This window comes from Rhodococcus sp. NPDC019050, from assembly GCF_055664235.1.
On record NZ_JBVOON010000024.1, the window covers coordinates 1 to 19,381 of the forward strand.

Annotated in this window: 16 protein-coding genes; 1 reads left to right on the top strand and 15 read right to left on the bottom strand. The window is 65.2% G+C overall.

Features of this window, described 5'->3' with window-relative positions; genetic code table 11:
- Nucleotides 1-299: 299 nt before the first annotated feature.
- From AC0B44_RS19670 to AC0B44_RS19680, 3 genes are all read right to left on the bottom strand, one after another.
- Complete coding sequence (locus tag AC0B44_RS19670; RefSeq protein WP_471904478.1) at nucleotides 300-464, bottom strand: hypothetical protein; 165 nt, start codon at nucleotides 462-464, stop codon at nucleotides 300-302.
- A gap of 374 nt (nucleotides 465-838) precedes the next feature.
- Nucleotides 839-1,078 (bottom strand): hypothetical protein, encoded by a 240-nt coding sequence (locus tag AC0B44_RS19675; RefSeq protein WP_471904479.1) that lies wholly within the window; start codon nucleotides 1,076-1,078, stop codon nucleotides 839-841.
- A 43-nt stretch (nucleotides 1,079-1,121) separates the two neighbouring features.
- Nucleotides 1,122-1,577: a hypothetical protein gene (locus tag AC0B44_RS19680; protein WP_471904480.1), complete on the bottom strand. Its 456-nt coding sequence runs from the start codon at nucleotides 1,575-1,577 to the stop codon at nucleotides 1,122-1,124.
- A 227-nt stretch (nucleotides 1,578-1,804) separates the two neighbouring features.
- Between AC0B44_RS19680 and mobF the strand changes: the two genes are divergently transcribed.
- On the top strand, nucleotides 1,805-6,232 hold the full coding sequence (mobF, locus tag AC0B44_RS19685) for a MobF family relaxase (protein ID WP_471904510.1): 4,428 nt from the start codon (nucleotides 1,805-1,807) through the stop codon (nucleotides 6,230-6,232).
- A 54-nt stretch (nucleotides 6,233-6,286) separates the two neighbouring features.
- Here the strand turns inward: mobF and AC0B44_RS19690 are convergent, their stop codons facing one another.
- From AC0B44_RS19690 to AC0B44_RS19745, 12 genes are all read right to left on the bottom strand, one after another.
- A complete protein-coding gene (locus AC0B44_RS19690; RefSeq protein ID WP_471904481.1) occupies nucleotides 6,287-6,781 on the bottom strand; it encodes a Pycsar system effector family protein in 495 nt (164 codons plus the stop codon).
- On the bottom strand, nucleotides 6,778-7,512 hold the full coding sequence (locus AC0B44_RS19695; RefSeq protein WP_471904482.1) for an adenylate/guanylate cyclase domain-containing protein: 735 nt from the start codon (nucleotides 7,510-7,512) through the stop codon (nucleotides 6,778-6,780). The genes AC0B44_RS19690 and AC0B44_RS19695 overlap by 4 nt, the downstream gene beginning before the upstream one ends.
- A gap of 223 nt (nucleotides 7,513-7,735) precedes the next feature.
- Complete coding sequence (locus AC0B44_RS19700; protein ID WP_471904483.1) at nucleotides 7,736-8,359, bottom strand: hypothetical protein; 624 nt, start codon at nucleotides 8,357-8,359, stop codon at nucleotides 7,736-7,738.
- The gene (locus tag AC0B44_RS19705) at nucleotides 8,356-10,167 is read right to left on the bottom strand and encodes a type IV secretory system conjugative DNA transfer family protein (RefSeq protein ID WP_471904484.1); all 1,812 of its coding nucleotides are present in this window, start codon (nucleotides 10,165-10,167) and stop codon (nucleotides 8,356-8,358) included. Before AC0B44_RS19705 ends, AC0B44_RS19700 begins: the two co-directional genes overlap by 4 nt.
- Entirely contained in the window at nucleotides 10,164-11,666 is a 1,503-nt protein-coding gene (locus tag AC0B44_RS19710) for an ATP/GTP-binding protein (RefSeq protein WP_471904485.1), read from the bottom strand. The genes AC0B44_RS19705 and AC0B44_RS19710 overlap by 4 nt, the downstream gene beginning before the upstream one ends.
- On the bottom strand, nucleotides 11,666-13,258 hold the full coding sequence (locus AC0B44_RS19715) for a hypothetical protein (protein WP_471904486.1): 1,593 nt from the start codon (nucleotides 13,256-13,258) through the stop codon (nucleotides 11,666-11,668). The genes AC0B44_RS19710 and AC0B44_RS19715 overlap by 1 nt, the downstream gene beginning before the upstream one ends.
- A complete protein-coding gene (locus AC0B44_RS19720; protein WP_471904487.1) occupies nucleotides 13,258-15,387 on the bottom strand; it encodes a hypothetical protein in 2,130 nt (709 codons plus the stop codon). Before AC0B44_RS19720 ends, AC0B44_RS19715 begins: the two co-directional genes overlap by 1 nt.
- A gap of 2 nt (nucleotides 15,388-15,389) precedes the next feature.
- Nucleotides 15,390-16,133: a DUF8175 domain-containg protein gene (locus AC0B44_RS19725; protein ID WP_439808499.1), complete on the bottom strand. Its 744-nt coding sequence runs from the start codon at nucleotides 16,131-16,133 to the stop codon at nucleotides 15,390-15,392.
- Between the two features lie 33 nt (nucleotides 16,134-16,166).
- Nucleotides 16,167-16,565: a hypothetical protein gene (locus AC0B44_RS19730; protein WP_471904488.1), complete on the bottom strand. Its 399-nt coding sequence runs from the start codon at nucleotides 16,563-16,565 to the stop codon at nucleotides 16,167-16,169.
- 19 nt (nucleotides 16,566-16,584) lie between these two features.
- Nucleotides 16,585-18,102, bottom strand: a complete 1,518-nt coding sequence (locus AC0B44_RS19735) for a nucleotide-binding protein (protein ID WP_471904489.1) — start codon at nucleotides 18,100-18,102, stop codon at nucleotides 16,585-16,587.
- A 10-nt stretch (nucleotides 18,103-18,112) separates the two neighbouring features.
- The gene (locus tag AC0B44_RS19740) at nucleotides 18,113-18,712 is read right to left on the bottom strand and encodes a hypothetical protein (protein WP_396950712.1); all 600 of its coding nucleotides are present in this window, start codon (nucleotides 18,710-18,712) and stop codon (nucleotides 18,113-18,115) included.
- Nucleotides 18,709-19,353, bottom strand: coding sequence for a hypothetical protein (locus tag AC0B44_RS19745; RefSeq protein WP_471904490.1), 645 nt, complete (start codon nucleotides 19,351-19,353; stop codon nucleotides 18,709-18,711). The genes AC0B44_RS19740 and AC0B44_RS19745 overlap by 4 nt, the downstream gene beginning before the upstream one ends.
- Between the last annotated feature and the right edge of the window lie 28 nt (nucleotides 19,354-19,381).

Consider the following 19,381-nt stretch of genomic DNA (forward strand, 5'->3'; position numbering starts at 1 on the left):
CGCAAAACGCTCGGCTGGGATACCCCAGCCGAGCGTCTGCGTGATCTAATCACCACCAACTAACAGCGGTGTTGCGTCGACCCCTTGAAACCGCCGACCGGTGCGGGGCCTCGCCCTATCTCCAACTCACTAACGAACCCGCCCGCACCTCCGCAGCGCGCAGGGCCGAACTCAGGGCATCGAGCCCCCTCGCCCGGCTTCTCCCGCAGCCCGCGCACGGATCCGCGCCACCGTGCCGGGACGACACCCAACCGCAGTGCGACGACCGTGCATCGTCACGGTGCGATTCAGGCGAGCCGTCAGAAAATGTCCGGCTTATCCGAGAAGCAGATGTCGATGCCGCGAGTGCGGGGTACGTCCAACACCGGTATGCCGGCGACCGCCGCATCGAGGGCCAGGTCCGAAATCGGCATCACCTCAAGCACAGCACCGAGCAAGGCCACTTCCGCTTCACTGCGCTGCATAAGAACCCCTAACGTCTCCGAAACCGCCCCGACTCGCGTGCAACGGTCAACTCTCATCATCGGATATCCACCGTGGCCGAACCAACCGCCTCGACACATCAGATGACGATCGCCTGCCAACTACCACAGCGTTCCTTGCACCCTGTCGTACAGGGCTGTCTCGATCGCGTGCTGATCCCAGCCATATCGCAAGACCGCCTGGCGCACCGCTCGTGATCGTCGAGCACGTTCGGCACGGTCGGCACCGAACCACAACCGCCGGCCCCCGCCCGCGACCCTTACGCCCCATGTCCGCCATGTTCTCAGCGGCCGACGCGAGCACCACATGGGCAGCGAAGGCATCACCGTCGCCCGTGTTGACGCACAGCGGGTTGTCACAACGCCGGTGCATCGCCCACTTCGTTGTCGTCGAGGCCACGTTCCAGCTCCACGGCGAGCGCGTAACGGTGCGGTCGGACCACGATCTGATGACCGTCTCGAGCTATCCAGAATCGTCCGTAGCCGTCGTCACCGAGTGCACCGACCCAGAGGTGACAGGAATCCAAGTCCGGTCCGTACACCACGCGTTGGAAGAAGCGAGTCCGTTCGATCTCGTCTCCTGGCTCCCACCGCACAGTGACTCCGTCCCTGACCTCGCGCCGTTGCTTGCTGCCCCGATCAGGAGCCGGAAGCAGCTACAGGCACGTCGGGCGTCGGTTCCTTCGCCTCACTGCCGCCCTCGCTCGATCCTTGTGCGGGAGGCATCGAGTCGTTGTTCTCTTCGGCCAGCTTCACCAACCGGCGCACCATCGCCCCGTCCAGATCGACGAGTTCGGAGATCGAGGTCGCGGTCTCGCCACGTCCAGCAACCTGCGCCAGCGACCTGCCCGCCGCGAGTTCGGCCGCAGCCTTCTTCTTCTCGAACTCATCATTCGCTTTGGCGATCGCCGCATCACGACGAACAGCGGCCTTGTCCACCTTCTCCAGCGACGCCAACGCGCGCTCGAGGTCGCGCTGGTTGTCGCTGATCCGCTTGAGCAATTCAGCGCGCCGTTCCGACAACTTCGACCGTGCCTGACTGCGCGCCGAGATCACCTTCGTCTCGTTGTGCACCGCATCCCCCGAACCACTCACTGCGACACCCTTCCCGTCTACAACAACTCACGCCGAGTCTAAACCAGCAACCTGACCAAACCCGTCGCTTCGCCGGAGCGGTCTGCGACCGCCAGCTACACCGATCTACCCGCACCGTATTTGGGAACCAGCGACAGAAGTACGGGGACACACCTCTTGCTGTTTTACAGACATTCGGGAAACCTGCTCCCGATCTGCGCGTTCGCACCGCTAAGATCAACTCCGTGATGACCCTCCACGTCCTGCACGCAGCGGACGGCTACGAGTACCTGACCCGTCAGGTAGCCACAGCCGATCGCGAGCGTGAACGTGGAGCAGAACTGACCGATTACTACACCGCGCACGGCACACCACCCGGCGAATGGTTCGGCTCTGGAGTCGACGGTCTCAACGATGTTCTCGACGACGTACACGCCGAAACCGCCGAACGAATCACCGTCGGTGACGTCGTGACCGACACACAGATGAAGGCCCTGTTCGGGGAAGGGCTTCACCCGAACGCCGACGCCGTGATCGCCGAACTCATCGACCGCGGCGTCCCCGCCGACGATGCAATCCGCCTTGCACGACTCGGTCGCAAGTTCCCCACCTTCAAGAACAACGTCGAGTTGTTCGACCGGCACGCCGCCGAAATTGCCGAGTACACCGCCACCCACGACAAGGCCCCGAGCAAGGAAGAGTCCGACGCGATTCTCGACAGAATCGCCGGCGGAATGTTCCAGGACAAGCACGGCCGTCCGGTGGCAAACGAAGCCGAACTGCGGAACTGGATCGCCCACGAGAAGGGCAAGGTCCGTCACCCGGTCTCCGGTCACGACCTGGTGTTCACCCCGCCCAAGAGCGTGTCGAGCCTGTGGGCGCTGGCACCGAACGACATGCGCGTGGAGATCGAGCGGATCGTCGATGCCACCGTGAAAGACACCCTCCGGTGGCTCGAGGAAAACGCCTGCTTCACCCGAGTCGGATCGCGCAGCGAAGAGCAGATCGACACCAACGGCTTCGTGGCCACGCTCTACAAGCACTTCGATTCACGCTGCGGGGACCCGAACCTGCACACCCACGCGGTCGTGTCGATCAAGACCCAGGCCACCGAAGACGGCAAGTGGCGCGCCGTCGACGGCTCGACCCTGTTCCGCTTCGCCGTCGCCGCCTCGCAACGATTCAACGCCGAGGTGATGCAGCGCCTGAGCACCGAACTCGGACTCGAGCTGACCACCCGCGAGATCGAACAGGGCAAGCAGCCCATCGTCGAGCTGGCCGCGATTCCACGGGAAATGCTCGAGATGTTCAGCTCCCGCCGCACCGCGATCGAGGCCCGCCGCGGCGAACTCGTGGCGCAGTTCCGGGCCAAGTACCAGCGGATGCCTGACGCCAAGACGATGTATCAGCTGTACCAGCAGGCCACCCTGGACACCCGCGAAGGCAAGGCCGATCCGAAATCGCTGGCCGAGATGCGCGTCGAATGGCGAGAGAAGGCCGCCGACATCCTCGGTGGCCGCGAGGCCATCGACCAGCTCGTTCGCGATGCCCTGGCCGCCGAGCCCGCCCCACCACCTCAGCGCCGCAGCCTCGACGACGATGCGCGGGCAGTGATGAGCAAGCTCGAGTCCAAGCGGTCGAGGTGGCAGCTTCCGCACGTTCTCTCCGCGGTCCAGGCCCACCTCGGCGGCGAGAACTTCCCCAACATCGACACCTATCGCAATGCCGTGGACCTGCTTGCTGACCGGGTACTGGAACTGTCGGTGACCACTCCGAGGGCCGAGCTTCCTGCCACACCACGGCGTCTGCGACGCCGCAATGGCGACTTCGTTCTGTCCCATCACGGCAGCCACAAGCACAGCTCCCGGCGCATTCTCGACGCCGAGTCGATGATGGTCTCGGCGACCAGCGAACCGACCGTGTTCACCGCGCGCACCGCCACCATCACCGGCATCTACGAGTCCATGCACGCCGAGGCCGGCCGCAGTCTCAATGCCGGACAGCGCACCCTTGCCGAGCACTTCCTACAGTCCGGGTCGCTGCTGGCCGTCGGCGTCGGGCCGGCCGGGACCGGAAAGACCACGAGCATGAAGGCCGTCGTGCAGGCATGGCGGGCAGAAGGGCACAACGTCATAGCCCTCGCCCCGTCCGCCGTGGCCGCCGAAACGCTCGGCACCGAAGTCGGGACCACCGGCCTGACTCTGGCCTCACTGACCTACCCGTGGCGCGGTGTCGTCGGCGGCCGACCCGGCACCCTCCCGACCGGAATCGACATCACGCCGGGCACGATGCTGCTCGTCGATGAAGCCTCCCTCGCCTCGACTCTCGACCTCGCCGCCGTCGTCGACATCGCCAAAGACCGCGGCGCGATCGTGCGGCTGCTCGGTGACCCGGCGCAGCTCGACGCCGTGGAAACCGGCGGAATGCTGCGCTATCTGGCCGAGCACACCGACGCTCCCGAGCTGACCTCGGTCGTCCGGTTCGGTGCCGACAGCGCCCAAGCCGAGAACTCCCTACTGCTGCGATCCGGGGACACTACCGGCCTGGATCTGATCTACGACCGCGATCTTGTCCGCGAGGGAACCCGCGAAGAGATGATCGGCCAGGCCGTCGAGCACTACCTCCATGACCTCGCCGACGGCAAAGAATCCATCGTCATGCTGCCCACCCGCGAGGACGTGAAGGCAGCGAACATCCACGTCCAGGCCGTGCGTCGCCACGACGGACTCAGCGACGAGACCGCGACCGTGCCCCTCGCCGATGAACTCACCGCCGGACGCGGAGACATCGTGATTACCCGCAACAATCGCCGCGACCTGGCCCCCTCCGGCGGGAAAAAGGCTGGATCGTTCGTGCGAAACGGTGACCTGTGGGAAGTGCTCGACGCCCTGCCCGAACGCGGCGCACTGACCGTCCGGCACCTCGACCACGGCGGCGTCCTCACCTTGCCGGCCGACTACATCGCCTCCCATGTGCAGCTCGGCTACGCCTCGACCGTGCACCGCGCCCAGGGCGTCACCGTCGACACCGCCCACGCCGTCATCACCCCCGACATGGACCGATCCGGCCTGTATGTGGCCGCCACCCGCGCCCGCACCGACAACCGGATCTACGTCCCCGTCGACGTGCCGGTCAACCTCGACACCGAGCGTCCGCACCTGGCCGACAAGAACATCTCCACCGGCCGGACGCTCCTTGAGACCGTCGTGGCCACCGACAACAGCCACCGCACCGCCACCGAAGAACTCGCCGACCAAGCTGCCCACGCTGTCGACCCCGAGCGGCTGCGCGAGGCATATTTGGTCGCCCAACGCCGCCTGCGCGACGACGCACTCAAGGTCGAGATGCGCCGCACCCTGCCCGAACACGTGGCCGCCACGATCGAGGGCACCGAAGGGTGGGACCAGCTTCGCCAGGTGCTCGCCGACGCACACGACCACGGGCACAGCGCCCGCACCGTCCTCGGACATGCCCTCGCCGAAGGCCCGCTCACCGGAGCAAAGGACATCGGAGCGGTCCTCTCCCACCGCGCCCGCGCCACCGTCGGACAGTTCACCGAGCATCCGGTGCTGCCGCCGCTGCCGATCCGCAGCCCACTCGACACCGACGCCGAGATGCACGACTTCGCGGTCGACTGTGCCCGCCGCTACATAGAGGCCTGCGAGCGGGCCGCGGCCGCCGACACCGGCATCGGTGAGGTCATCCGCCGCTACCGCGACACCTCTGCCCTGTTGGAAACGCAGCGCGTCCGCACCCTCGTCACCGCCGCCCTCGGAGAAGAACTCGGCACCCGCATCGCCGAAGAAGCCTCCACACGGCTACTCGCCCGCCAGCTGCACCGCGCCGCCCAAGCCGGTGTCGACCCGATCAACCTGCTCACCTGGCATCACGACCGCCTCACCGAGAACGGGGTCGACATCACCGCCGCCGCGTTGCGGTCGGACATGGCCACGCCGCTGACCGAGCTGATTGCTCGACGCAATACCGAATGGTTGGCCGAGCACCGGGAGACCATCGCCGAGCACCTGCCGACCCTCGCGTTGCAGACCGACGACGAACGAGCGCAGGCCATCGCCGGCCGCCTCGAACATCTCCACCGCCTCAGCGGAACGAGCATCGACGAGATCGCCGCCGACCTCGCAGCGCGGGCCGGAGCCACCGCGCCGGCGACGGTGCTGCTCGCCGAACTCGATCGCATCGCCGCAGACGGCCGCGACCTGACCAACCCGGACGCACCCGAATGGATCGTCGCGCCCGTATCCGACGCCGCCCACATCGACCCAGAACTCGCGCAGCAGATGCTCGAGGACTACCAGGTCATAGCGGATGTGCACCGCAACTACCGGGACCAGCTCACCGACGACACCGCACCGACCTGGGCGCAGTCGAACCTCGGCCCCTGCCCCGACGATCCCGAACACTCTGCCCAGTGGCGCGCCACTATCGCGGACGCGGCCGCCTACCGCAGCACCCACCACATCACCGACGAGAACACTCTCGCCGGGGGCAGGCCACACGACCGACGCACCGCACTCGACTGGACACACATCGAACGTCGACGCACCCAACTGCACGAACAGGTACACCAGCAACGGGTGCCTCAACAGCACGATTTAAGGAAACCGGACCACCAGGCGATAGCACCCCAAACCCAACACCGATTACGGCGCGACTAAACCAATCATGATCGATTTGAGCGCTATTTAGTCATTGAGAGCGGCCATTGACTTCTAATGTGTGCCTAGCCACGAGCTGATGCCGAGGGACAGGACACCGAGCGGGGAAAGGAGCAATGACAACTGAACCCGTCGGTGTTTTTGCCAGGCGATCTTGCTCATGGCAACCAGCTGACGAGAAAGAACCGGAACTATATCGGAATTGGTTAGGAGATTCTCTACTTGTGTTGCATTAAGAAAGCGCAGATGACCGAAGTAAATGAAATTTTGGGATGCCTCACTCTTTAGGTGCTTCGAGCGTAGTCGAGGTGCTACAACACTGACTGCCATGAGGACGGAAAGTATCAGAATTACGACACCGAGAACATACCAAAATAGCGCACATCCGCTTAAATCACTCAAAGAGCGTCCGCTGCCGGACAGAGTTACCACTCCCGCCAGAAGTGCCGATTCAATCGTGAGTGCAAATGAAGCCTTTGTATCGACTTTGGCAGTCCAGTCGGTAAGTGCTGAGTGGATCTTCCATCCGACTTCGGCCGGGTCGCTCATGAGAACTTCCAATGGAACTTTGAGCGGTAATAGCCGTACTCCGTACCTCCCATGGAAAGCTTATAAGTTCCGTCCCACATCTTCCTGTCGCCCGATAACTTGTGGGAGTCAGAGAGTCTTCCGTAGGTTCCCTTGCCAATCCTCGTCACGTATCCCTCGTCGATGCCGTCACCTCTGACATCACTTAGTTTCGCGGCAAGGTTGGGCGCTACTCCGATCGAAATCATATCGTCGCTCCCGCGGAAGCCGGCGCGAGCAAGGAGGGCCTCGCTAGTGGCTATGCCGCTTGACTGCTTCAGCTCCCACCCGCTGGATTTCAGGGATGGTATTTCCCTGTGTATTACTGGTGTGACGATAAAATCCACCGCATACTTAATATGCATGGCGGACTTAACCGCGCGATCTTCTTTGTTTGGGCCAGAGAATATTCCCATGACCCGATCTCCGTCGAAACTGCGAATGTGTCCATCCAGGGATCTTATAATTTTTGTGCTGACATTCAAGAATGCGCGAAATACCTGAGCGGAATATTCTTTGTCGGCTGCTGCTGCCAGCCCCGAGGAATCCAACATGTCAGTATATAGGTAGGTGGCCTCGATCAACCTTCCTTCGGCATAACCTAAGTCGGTCGCTTCGGGCACCGACGTACTTGATTCCCGCTTTTCGGTGACCGTCATTTGCTTTCTGATGGTCTTATCGAGCTGAGAATTGACCTCATCGAGCAGCCCCATGTGTCCTCCACTAAGTCACGGATGTTGAACAGTATCGGACACATGCGACAAGGGGTGTGATCTGAGTGTGCGAAAGACGGTCCAACCCGGGGTCTCCCAGGTTGGACCGTCCTATTGCCGCGGCGGTCAGCCCCGTCGCCTGGGCGGGCACCTTCAGGACCGCCGCCGCCACACCGAGGGGAAGGCCGGGTGGTGAGTCCGGCCTGATGTTCCTCGGCAGTTTCTATGCCCGCACGTACCCCGCCGTATCGTCGGACCACTCCCACTCGTAACCGTCATAGGAGACCGGTCCGAAGTCGTCGCCGGGGTCGGCTGGCTCCGCCTCGCCGGAGTCGACCAGATCGACCATCCGCGCTGCGTCGATCACCGCCAGCGCCGCCGAGCCGGCGCCCGAGTCCGGCAGCGATCCGGTCGCCGCAACCGCCGCCGCGATCGGTGTCGGCCGCGCCGCGATGTCGGCCGCGACCCACTCCCGCGCCCCATCGAACAACGTGACCCGCACCGCCGGGGGCTCGCAACGCCCGTCGATGCAATCGGCGAACTCGTCCGCGGTGGCCGCCAACCGCTGCAAAAGCGGCTGATAGACCTGGTAGTGCCAGCTTCCCGGCGACCACGAATGCACCTGGCCCTCGCCGAGCTGTTCGTAGGCGACCTTGTGCGCCGACATCGCCGCAGTCAGTTCCTCGACCACCTTCGGATGCCGATACCAGCAGCCCTTGATCCGATCGGTGATCCGGTAGCAGCCGCGAAACCACTCCACCCAGTCGATCAGCTCGTCCCACAGCTCTTGCGCTTGTTCCTGGTCGAGATGCCGCCACGACAGCCGGCCCGGTGTGTACCCGCTCATCCGAGCACCACCTCCCCGTCGGTGCGGGACCAGGCCCAATCAGGCAGCTCCCCCGTCTCACAGATCCAGTTGTAGACCTCTTGGGACTCGAGCACCCGCTTTTTCCAGTGCGGGATGTCCCAGACCAGCGGCAGGTGAACCAGCGCCGGAGCCGACCCCCGATAGATCATCAATGCCTGGTCAGCAGGCATTCCGCGGATTTCGGGTGCGGTCATCACCTTCGTTTGCCGCGGCGCCTGCGTCGGCGACCACCACTCTTCGCGCTCACCGGTGAGTCGAGAAATCTGCTCGAGCTCGCTCACGTCACCGAGGCCGGGAAGGATGATCCGCACCGCCGAGTTCGTCGTGAACATCTTCCCCGCGCTCGGACCCCACCGCCGGATGTTCTGTTCCTGACCGTGACAGAACGCCCAGATCGAAATCCCCCGACCCGCGCTATCGGACACCTTGTCGGGCAGGTCCGGGATGGGAGCGACGTTGTTGACTTCATCGAGGACGAACCGCACCGGAGGGTCGATCCGTTCCTCCGGGTACTCCCGCGAAATCTCTTTCGCCAGGTAATACGCCTCCGCTGCCAACGCCGTGACGATCGGTGCACTCGAGCCGTACGAGCCTTCGGAGATCAGATACAGCGTTCCGCCGTCACGGATGAGCTGGGCGAGGTCGACCGACTCGGCCGCGGTGACGTTGACCGCCGCCATCAGCTTCGGCGAGGCGAGAGGATCGAGCAGCGTCGAGACCGTGGACATCACATCGTCGACCGAATCCGATCCCGACCCTCCGAGCTGCGAATACTCCACGCTCCACGTCGGCAGATCCCGGTCCAGGATCTCTTTGACCTTCGGCACCTGCCGTTGCATCGCCCAGCGGTAGAAGGTGGTCACATCGCCACCGGACACCGCTGCCGCATACAGGCAGCACCGCAGGTACTTCGCCGCGTTCGTCGAGAAGTAGCCACTGTTCTTGGTGTCGTCGAGAGGAACAGCCTGCACCAGCGCGTTGGCACGCCGGATCGCCGTGTCCGGGTCCGCGCAGCCGGCCAGCAGGGACCACCGCATCGGTGTCGGCCACTGCGTGATGCCTTCGGGGTCGAACACCTCGACCGGCCCGGTCGCCAGCCGCTGCCCGACCGAGGACCACAGCAGATCCGGCTTCGTGGTCGTCGCCAGCACGAACCCAACCGACTCGACGATCCGCTGCCACGCCAGACGCCAACTCTTACCCGATCCGGTCGGCCCTTCGACCAACGTGCCGTCCCGGTACTGGACGAATACCTCGGCATCTTTTCCGTGCTCGCCATAGAGTGCGCCGATCCGAGTTGCGACGTGGTGCGCTCGGATCTTGCGCGCCGGCGTATCCCGCAGGGTGGTGCGGTTCGTCTGTGCCGCCTTGACCGCGCTCTTGCGATCGAGGCCCCGCCGATGAAGTTCCGTCGAGTCCGCGAACCCCTCTTCGCGCTTGCGCTTAGCGCGTTGACGTGCCGAAACCTTCCCGTCGATCACGAATGCGATGGTGGTGTAGACCAGCATCGCCACGATCAGGCACACCCACACCGCGACCGCCGACCCCGGCCGCGAACCCTCGGGCCACCCCACCGCTGGATCGCTCGGGGAGACCACCAGGGCCCGCAGCACCGATACCGTGCCGGACAGACCTTCCGGCCACACCAGGCCCGCTCCGGTCATCAGGCCGGCGGCCGCGCCGCCGACGTACACCGTCCACAGCACCCCACCGATGACCACGACCACCGGGCCGGTGCCGACCGGAAGCACCGGCTGGGCCGGTCGCTGTTGCCCGCGCTCGTTCACTGCACCACCGACTCGACCAGCTCGGCCATCGCCTCTGCGTCAAGGGTGTCCGGGAGCCGGGTCTGCGCGACCAGGGTGGTCGCGGCACCGCGAATGACCTCATCGGTGTCGGTGAGGGTGATCTCGAGCGGGGACCGCTCGTGCTTCATCAGCACCGGATCGGATTTGCCCATCGTTACGAGGCACTGCCCCTTGTGCATGGACATCAGCAGGTCAACGCAGTATTCGGGCAGGTGGTACATGCGGACGGTCTGCTCGGCGTCGTCCACGCGATCCTGCCCGTACAGAAACACGATCCCGGCTTCCTGCATCAACGCCCGAGCCGGTGAATCCGCAGGTAGATCCGCGATGTGGTGGAACGCCGACACCGTGGACAGGCCCAGACCGCGAGAGAGTTTCATGTTGTCGCGGAACACCCGCCCGGTCGAGCCCTCTGCGATGTGCCAGCCTTCCTCGACGATGAGAATCGTCTGCTTGTGCTCGGAGGCTCGAGCAGCGAGAACGTTCGACAGCCACGTGTTGATGACCGTCATCACCACTCGTAGTGCCGGACCTTTGTTGGGCAGGTCGGATACGTCGAAGTGCACGAGCGGGTGGTCGAGCGCATGGCGGACATCGGCCGAGGTCGGCTGATCGACCAGTCCGCGCAGATCGCCCTCGCAGAGCTGCCGCAGTGCCAAGCCAGGATCACGACCCCACCGGCACGCTTCCTTCTCCCAGACCTCGCCGAAGGTGGCCGTCGCTTCCTCCGGCGTCGACAGCAGCAGATCGGCGACGTCGTGCAGGATCGGCTCGGTGCCGGCGCGGCGGGCGCGTTCGTTGACCAGCCGCAGCGCCAGATTCAGCGCCGCGATCTCCGTCTGTACGAGGGGTCTCTGCATGGTGTCCTCGAGCACCGCGGCGATCAGAACCTCTTGACCGGCCGGAACGATGCCGCCCGAGGTCGTCACCGATGAGGAAATCGCGGGGTCCATGATGTTCAACCGCGCTCCGTCGCCGCCGGTCCTGAACTTGATCGACGGCACACCCAGCGCCTTGGCGAGTTCGGTGTATTCGCCGCCGCGATCGCCCTGCCGTTTCTTGTCGATCACTACGACCTGACGGCCCGCCGCGATCTGTCGCAGTCCCAGGGTGGTCTTGATGAGCGAGGACTTCGCCTTACCGATGTCGCCGACCACCGCAACATTGATGTTTTCGATCTCACTGCCGTACAGCGCGAAAGGATCGGTGATGACCAGCGCGTTCGACATCAGGTTGCGGCCCGAGACGAGCCCTTCGTGGCGCACGTTCTTGCGGGTGGTCGCCAGATTCAGAGCCTCGGATTGCCGGGTGGTCGACCACACGCCCTCCGGGCGGGGCTCGTACCAGCCCCAGCGGTCGAGCCACTTCCTGCGCTTCGGTGGCCGCCGACGAGGGACGGCCGGTGCTTCCACTGGGCCGGACTGCGGCGGTGTCGGCGCAGGTGCAGTGTCCTTTGTGCTGTTCGTCAGTGACCGCATCAGACCCCCTTGACCCGGGTGTATTTGGTGGCCGCGAGTCCGCGACCCAGTGGCAGAGTGAGGAATTGGGCGACGTCGTGGCTGTCGTTGAACCAGTCGAACTCCTTGATGGCAGCTTGGTCGGCGGCCTGCTCGAGTCGCGCGCACGCCCGCATCACCGCGTCCTCGTCCGGTGCGGTGACCGACACCGCCATCGACCAGATGACCCCGTGGTGACCGGATCCTGGCTTGAGGTCTTCCCGGCGCCTCAGTGACGCCGATGCCATGACCTCCGAGGCACCATCGGTGACCTGCCCCTTCTTGCGTTCCTTGTACTGACGCGCCGCGTCCTCGGTCGCGTCCTTGCGGGCCACCTGGCGCGCTTTCGTCGCATCGACGAAATCCATCCGCACCTTCACCGTGCGGATCGTCGGCTGCGCCGGGATCCCCTCGACCGGATCGCCGGGATCCGGGTCGACACCGGTCAACAGCGGCGAGAGCCATTCCGCGTGGAGCGGGATGGGTTCGATCGAACCGGGACGAATCAATCCCACCCGGGTGTCCCACCGATCCGATACCCGCACCGACAGGTCGCCGCCGACGTAGGACGGCCAGCAGTTGCCCCAGTTGGCTCCGCGGTGGGCGTCGAGTGCATAGGACGGATCGAGCATCGACCGGAACACGGCGCAGGCACGTTGCTGGCCGAGGACCTGCACCTGGCCGAGTCGGGCCGCGGTGAGCGCGCCGACTGCCCGCAGGGTCTCCTCGACAATGACCTGGCCGATGCCGGCCTTCACGCTCACGTCCTTGCGCCGTGCGACCGCTCCGGCGGCAGACAGTAGCTCTAGCGATTTCGGGAAGATCAGCGTCGCGTAGCAGCGATGCTCTTCCGATTCCGGTGCCAGACCGTCGATGAGCTGGCCGTAGGACTCGATCGCCGGCATCACCTGAGTCGCATTCGGGTTCGCTTGCACCACCGATTCCATCCACGCCACGTGTGGGGTCAGATCGGCCGGCACCGACCGGTGCACCATTTCCAGGCCCCGGACCAGCGAGGACCGGCGGGCGAACGAGGCGAGAGTGCGGGAGAACGCCTGCGAGGTCACCGACCATTCCTCTGCGCCGCGTAACCCTTCGGCGAGCCCTTGAATCGACAGCACCACCGAGTAGTAGTTGTTGTCGCCGGGGGTCGTGTGCTCGAGGATGAACATGTCGTCGAGACCCGTTCCGGCCAGGTCCAAGGGGGTGACATCGCCGAGGGGAACGGGCAATTCCCAGCCCGGATCGGCTCCGGCTACCCCGTACAGCTCGTCGCCAGGTGCCCGGTGGATGTGTTCTCCGCGCTTGCGACGCCGCCGGTCCCGAAGCCGGTGCAGCTTGTCCCCCGCCCACGATCGGCGGCCGTTGATGTCGGTGGTCGCACCCAGCGTTCCAGCTGCGACCGCGAGCACACCGGCCAGCGTCCAGATCGTTGATCCGAAGAACATGAACAGGAAGATCGAGGTCATCAGCGCCGCTGCGTATGCAAAGAGCACTGGTTCGGGAACAGGGATCAGTCCCCGACGAGCGATTTCCGAACCGAGGATCGAGGTGCGCTGCTCGCTCTCACTCATCACTGATCTCCCACGTTGTCGGCCCGTTCGGGGGCGTTCTGAGCGGCCTGCGCCGCCTTGTTCAGTGCGGCCCCGCCGACTGTTCCGGCCACCATGACCGCGCCGACGCCGGCCGAGGCGACCGTGCCGGAGACCCCCTTGGCTGCGGACATGAGCTTGCGGGTGTTCGCCCCACCGTGCCCACCGCTGCTATGACCTGCGCTGACGCCTGGATGCTGGTGCGAGGTCGAACCGTGCGATGCCGAGCCGTTCGACGAGGCCGAAAACCCTCCACCGGCACTACCGCCGCCGACGCCGCCGACGGAATGGGAGTGTGCTGCCCCAGCGGAGCGAGCCGCCGCGACTTCCCCGCCGCCACCGCCACCGCGGGCCATCATCGCCATCTGTGCGGTCTGCAAGGTGCCGCCCAGCCCCTCGCCGGATGCCGAGCCGGTATCGCCGAAGCCCTCCGAGTCCTCGCTCGACGGCAGGAACGGCGCGTACTTGAGCAGGGACCACGGTGCGAGTCCGACCAGGCCGATGCACACCGCCGTCATTGCCAGCGCCCCGAGGTTCGCGAGTTCACCGTCGACATAGGCCCCGGCGCTGCTGTCGATCAACACCGTCGCTAAGAACCCCAGCCCGAGGAAGATCACCGGCTTGGAGAACACGATCGAGATGAACACGAAGATCGGCCGCATCGCCTTCTTTCGCAGTGTCGGATGCGACCACAGTCCGAACGCGACACCGGTCAGGCCGGCGAGGATCGGCAGGGCAGCGGCGTGCATCAACATGCCGAAGAACAGGGCTAACGACCCGAGGAACAACAACCCGAAGAACACGATGCCGGTCAGAGAACCGCCGACGACAGTGTCGCTGGTGATCCCTCCGAGCATGGCCGACACCGACACCACCGCCTGCTCCAAATCCTGTTTGAGCAGGCCGGACAGAGAGGTGGTCAGTGCGTGTGAGAACTGGACCAGCAGCTCGGCGGCAGCAGGGGCGAACATCATGGACAGCACACCCAGCGGGGCGTAACCGATCAGGTTGTGCGCCAACTCTATCCGGGTCGACTTCTGCGCCGAAGTCCGATAGATCGTGAACAGTGCGGTGACCGCCATGACGAAAACCCCGAGGCCGCAACTGATCGCGTACCACCGCAGGAAACCCTCGTCCCGCGGGTTGAACTCGTGGATGTTCGCCAAGCCCTCGAGGACCGAGGTGGTCAGGGATACGGCGCTCTCCTTGGCGCTGTTGGCCCAGTCGTCGATTACGCTGCCCGGATCGGCGATGAAGGCAACCGCGTCGGCGGTCTTGTCGATAGCCTCCATGCCGAGGCCGACCCCGAGCTGAATCTGTAGAGGCGTCACAGCTCTGAGGACGACACCACCGGCTTTGGCGACATCGAGGAACCTGTCGGCGGCGTCTTTGTTCTGTTCTTTCCAGTTCCAGATTCCGCCGAACATCACGCCGACCTGCTTGTTCCACGCCTGGCACCGTTTGGTTTCGCTGGCGCTGGCGGTCTCGTCGCAGTCGAGGAAATAAGCCCGGTTGCACAGCATCTCGTGGTCGCTGCACGGGTTCTCGAAGATGTCGTCGGGCAGGTTGTCAACGTACTGCTGCTGCTTCATCAGTTCGATGGAGGCGGTGTCGGGTTTGGCAGCCCAGGTGAACCCCCAATGGTTGCCGGCAGACTCGGACCACTTCGCCAGGTCTGCGGCGCACACCTTCGCCGAGGGCGAGAAGGTCTCATCGCCGCCGGGGAACGATTCTGGCCAGGTGGTCGGAGCTTTGCCGTCGAGCACGGCTTGCTTCGCCTCGTCGTCCGATACGTCCATCAAGTCGGCGTACTGGGCGATGCGCTGCGTCACCGGAGAAGACCAGTACAAAATCTGCTGGTCGAAGCGGAGGTACTGCCCGAGGTACAGGCCGTAGTCGCCACCCTTGTCCGCACACGCCGGATCGGTCGACCACCCGGCCGCCTCGAACTCGGGATGGCCCGGAAAGAACTCTTTGAGGTCGTCGGGCATCCCGGCAGGCCAACCCTCGGCAGCGCCGCTGAGCGGCTGCGCCCACGCTGGTGTCGCGCTCAAGGCCAGCGCCAGCGCCGCCAGCAGCGCCGCAAGGAAAGTACGGACAAGGGATCGCATGATTACTCCACGAAGAAGGTGTAGAGGCCGTTCGCGCCGAACTCGGCGAGACTGGAATCCCCTTCGGGGAACGAAACTTCCTCGGGTTCCGGGCCGGATCGGTACGCCCAGTCGACGGCCTTCCAGTCGTCGTCCTCCCACTGCAAGGTCACCGTCGTCGTCGACCAGAAGGTGATGACGCTGACCCTGCCCGTGCCGCTCAGATCGTCCTGGCTGGCCGAGACCGCCCACACCGACACGACCGCACGATCATCCGAGTAGTCGGTGACATTGACCAGGGCGGGAAGCACGTTCATCACGGTCCCCTCGGGCTGCGTCCCACTGTCCTCGAGGACCGCGGTCAGGGCATCACTGGCGTTACTGCCGACGAGAACCGACTTCGCTTCTTCCGCCGAGATACGTCCGAGAGAAATCTGACTTGCGGCCTGCACGAAGTTGGCGGCCGCGGTTTGTGCCCCGGCCTCGGTGCGGTCGTAGCCGTGCGGAACACCACTGGTGATCGAGTTCGGACCGTGCCCGGTCCGCACCGTGTCGGACTCCGACCCGCCACCCGACCCCCCGATCAGTACGCCGAGGATCGTCACCACGAGCAGGATCGGAATGCCGTACTTGAACCACTTGGGCAGCCTGCCGAATGCTGCCGCCACACCTCCCGAACCGGCCGTGCTCACCGAGGACGACGGAGCGGCCGGGGCCGGGGCCGCTTGCTGGGAGCCCGGCTTGATCGAACTGAAATCGGGTGCCATCTGATTCTCCTAACAGTGCGGGTAGATCGGCTATCAGCCGTTGACGAGGAACAAGATGGCGCCGACGATGATCCCGGCTCCGGCCACGCAACCGAACGCGACCGCGGCGGTCTTGGCCGAATCCATCGAATCGCTCAGCTCGCTCTGGTAACCCCCGGCGCGAGCCTTGCGGATCTTGTAGAGCGAAATGATCAAGTTGACCGCGGACACCGCCAGGACCGCGCCCCAGATGCCTCCCGCGATCCGCGACCAGGTGCTCTGGAATGTGGGGCCGAATACCCCCAGGTCGGGCGCGATTCCATCGAGCGGGTTGTCGGTCTGAGCCGAGGCTGTACCGGCGGTGAGCAGCACCATGCCGGCGGTGGCCGACAGCACGGACACGGCGCGGGCCACCCGATGAGGCAGCGAACGAACAGAAGTAGTGCGAGACATCAGAGGTCCTTTCAAAAGGTCAGGCATAGGGGTCGAAGCTGGACGGCTTCGGCGGTTGCGGCCGCCGAGTCCGCGCCGGCGGCTGGTGCATCTCGGAGTCGGCGGTGGTGAACGGGTAGCTGCCGAGAGCGGTGGACGAGCCGCCCGAGGCGTCCTGGTCGGCGTCCGGCTCTGCCGCAACATCCGCGGGGGGCCGGTAGTCCAAGGGCAGGTCTCGAGCAGGATCCGTCTTGGCCCTGTGCTCGACAGCACCGGCCGGTGGTTCCGCAACAGGTTCAGGAGCCGGTGCAGGCTCGGGAGCTGCGAAGCTCGGAACATCCGACCCGAAGGTCGGGGCGGCCGGTTCCGTGGCCACCGCAGGTGCCGGAGCCCAGTGCTGCTGATAGCCGGCCTGCCGCTCGACAATGGCATCGGCCAGCGCATCGGTCACCAGCGCAGCGACATTCGTCCACGCGATGATCGAGTCCTGCGACAGCGCCTCGAGCGTGATCCGCTCCCCGGTGGCAAACACCGGCTCGAACGGAAGCCGCACGTAGGTCTGCACACCGAGGGCATCGAACTCTTCGACAATGGCGGTCTCGAGGTTCGGATCGGACCCCGGGGTCGCGCACAGCAACACGATCGCCGAACGCACCAGATGCTCGAGACCGCGCTTACGCAGACCGTCGAGCATCGCGTAGGCGTGCTGGGCCATGTCCCGGCGCATCGGCAGCGGCACCACCAGCAGGTCGGCATGACGCACCGTCCACTGCCATGCCCCCGCCTGCGGAGTAGTGGCGGTGTCGATAATCAGCAGATCACGGTGCCGACGGAGCACCGCACCCAATGCCGCGCACTCGTTCTCCCCGATCATGTTGTCGTAGGAGGAATCGGTGTCCCCGGCGAGAATCTCGTCGTGCGTGGGCTGTAGCCGCAGATACGCCGCCAGCTCCCCCGCCTCGACATCGGCAGACACCAGCCGCGACGCGTTGTCGAGAACATCCCAGACCGTGCGCTCGATCGGAGCGGTGCGTGCTGCCCGAATGCCGAGAGTGCCGCCTGCCTCGCTCATATCCACCGCCACGACACCGCGACCGCGGTGCTTGCCGAGCATCGCCGAGAGCGCAATCGTCGTCGGGGTTTTTCCGGCGCCACCCTTGGTGTTGACCACCGCGACCGTGCCCGAACCCGGAAGGGTCCGCTGGATCGCCTCGACCGCTGCCCGATGGCCGGTCTCCGCAGATTCCGACTTCGGAGCCAGTTTCGTGCCGAGAGCCGCATTGATCCGGCCCCGCCAACCCCACTGGGCAGGTTGGGAGAGAGCCGGCGATGCGGCCTCATCGAACAGGGCACTATGCCTGGTGGACGGGGCCGCTGCCGGAGTGACCGGCTCGTCGACGGAGACCAGGGCCTCTACCCCGACGCCGTACGGATCGGCAATGTCGTCGGCCTCAAGTTCCGGGGTCGGTTCGGGATCGACTGCAGGACGGTTCGGGCGCAGCCGCAGTCGTCGTGGGTCGATGGTCGGTTCGTGGTTGTAGTCAGCGATGTCAGCCATCACGCTCGCCTCACAGGGTGGCGACGGACGACACGCGCCATCCGTCGCCGTTGTCGGTCAGCACCACGGCGACGTACTGCACGTCGCTGCCGATTTCGGTGCCGCTGGAATCGGTGACCGTGCTGGTCACCTCGTACATGCCGTGATACTTCGTTGCGGTGTTGGCTTGCCCCTGGTTGGGGACCTCGACCGCCACGGCGGTGACCGTCGCGTCCTGCGACGCCCACTGTGCCCATTCACCGGTGGCTTTGACCTCGATCTGGGCGTCGGCGCGGACCTGCGCGTCGAGGTCGGCGGTCAGTATCCCCAGATCGGCTGCCCTGACCGGTGCCTCATTGCGGTTGGTGTCGGTGCGGGTGTCATAGGAGAACCAGGTTTCGACGACCGTGCGGCCAAGTGCCGCGGGATCGTCGGTCGTCACCGTGGGCGCCGCCGGTGTGGCCGGCTGCTCGGTAGGCGGAGCCGGTTCGGTGGGAGGCCACGCCGCCGTCGAGGTCGACGGCCGCGCAGACGAGTTCGAGTTCCCCTGGTCCTGGTCGGTCTCGGAGCTGCATCCGGCCACGCCCACGGTCCCGGCGAGGACGCCGATCAGTGCCAGTCGGCGGATCATTCGGTCACCACCAGATCCGACAGGCGGATCGCCCGCCATTCGCCGAAGCCCGGCTCGAGGCACCACTGTTCGGCCGGATTTCCGTTCGGCACAACCTTGAGGTCGAGGATGACCTGCTTTTTCGCCGCAAGATCGGCCAGCTTCACCCCTTCGATCCGTTCGCTGCTCACCCGCAAGTGCAGGCGTACCGCGTCCACGCCGAGGTGTTCGCGGACCTTGGCAGCGAGGAACACCGCCTTGCCCGCGCTGGCTTGGTCGGCCGAGTGCTGGTCTCCGGGCCGGAAGATCCGGTCCTCCTTGTGGAACGTGCCGTACCAGGCGACATCGCTGGTGTCGGCGTCACCGACCACGGCGAACGATCCACGCTCGTCGCCGGCGGAGGACAAGGACACCAGCGGGGCGGTGGCGGCGGCCGCGGCCAGTTTGTCGGCTCGTTCGCGCTGTTCGTGCTCGCGCAGGGCGTCGTAGTCGACATCGAACTGCTTGTGTAGTTCGCGCTTGACCTTCGGCCACTGCGTGCGCGTCATGAGGTTGTTCTGCGCGGCCCAGGTCCGCAGGTCCGGGGCCGTCAAGTCTTCGACCGTCCGGGTCGATCCGAGGGTGCGGACCGCAGATTCCGCCTTGTCCCATTCATCGCTCACGGCGTGGTGTCCCCTTTCTGGTTTCTCA

Coding starts and splice junctions, on each gene's coding strand:
- AC0B44_RS19710 (WP_471904485.1), bottom strand. CDS start 11,666: ATGCGGTCACTGACGAACAGCACAAAGGACACTGCACCTGCGCCGACA.
- AC0B44_RS19695 (WP_471904482.1), bottom strand. CDS start 7,512: ATGGGGCTGCTCGATGAGGTCAATTCTCAGCTCGATAAGACCATCAGA.
- AC0B44_RS19725 (WP_439808499.1), bottom strand. CDS start 16,133: ATGGCACCCGATTTCAGTTCGATCAAGCCGGGCTCCCAGCAAGCGGCC.
- AC0B44_RS19740 (WP_396950712.1), bottom strand. CDS start 18,712: ATGATCCGCCGACTGGCACTGATCGGCGTCCTCGCCGGGACCGTGGGC.
- AC0B44_RS19730 (WP_471904488.1), bottom strand. CDS start 16,565: ATGTCTCGCACTACTTCTGTTCGTTCGCTGCCTCATCGGGTGGCCCGC.
- AC0B44_RS19690 (WP_471904481.1), bottom strand. CDS start 6,781: ATGAGCGACCCGGCCGAAGTCGGATGGAAGATCCACTCAGCACTTACC.
- AC0B44_RS19670 (WP_471904478.1), bottom strand. CDS start 464: ATGCAGCGCAGTGAAGCGGAAGTGGCCTTGCTCGGTGCTGTGCTTGAG.
- AC0B44_RS19735 (WP_471904489.1), bottom strand. CDS start 18,102: ATGGCTGACATCGCTGACTACAACCACGAACCGACCATCGACCCACGA.
- AC0B44_RS19715 (WP_471904486.1), bottom strand. CDS start 13,258: ATGAGTGAGAGCGAGCAGCGCACCTCGATCCTCGGTTCGGAAATCGCT.
- mobF (WP_471904510.1), top strand. CDS start 1,805: ATGACCCTCCACGTCCTGCACGCAGCGGACGGCTACGAGTACCTGACC.
- AC0B44_RS19720 (WP_471904487.1), bottom strand. CDS start 15,387: ATGCGATCCCTTGTCCGTACTTTCCTTGCGGCGCTGCTGGCGGCGCTG.
- AC0B44_RS19700 (WP_471904483.1), bottom strand. CDS start 8,359: ATGAGCGGGTACACACCGGGCCGGCTGTCGTGGCGGCATCTCGACCAG.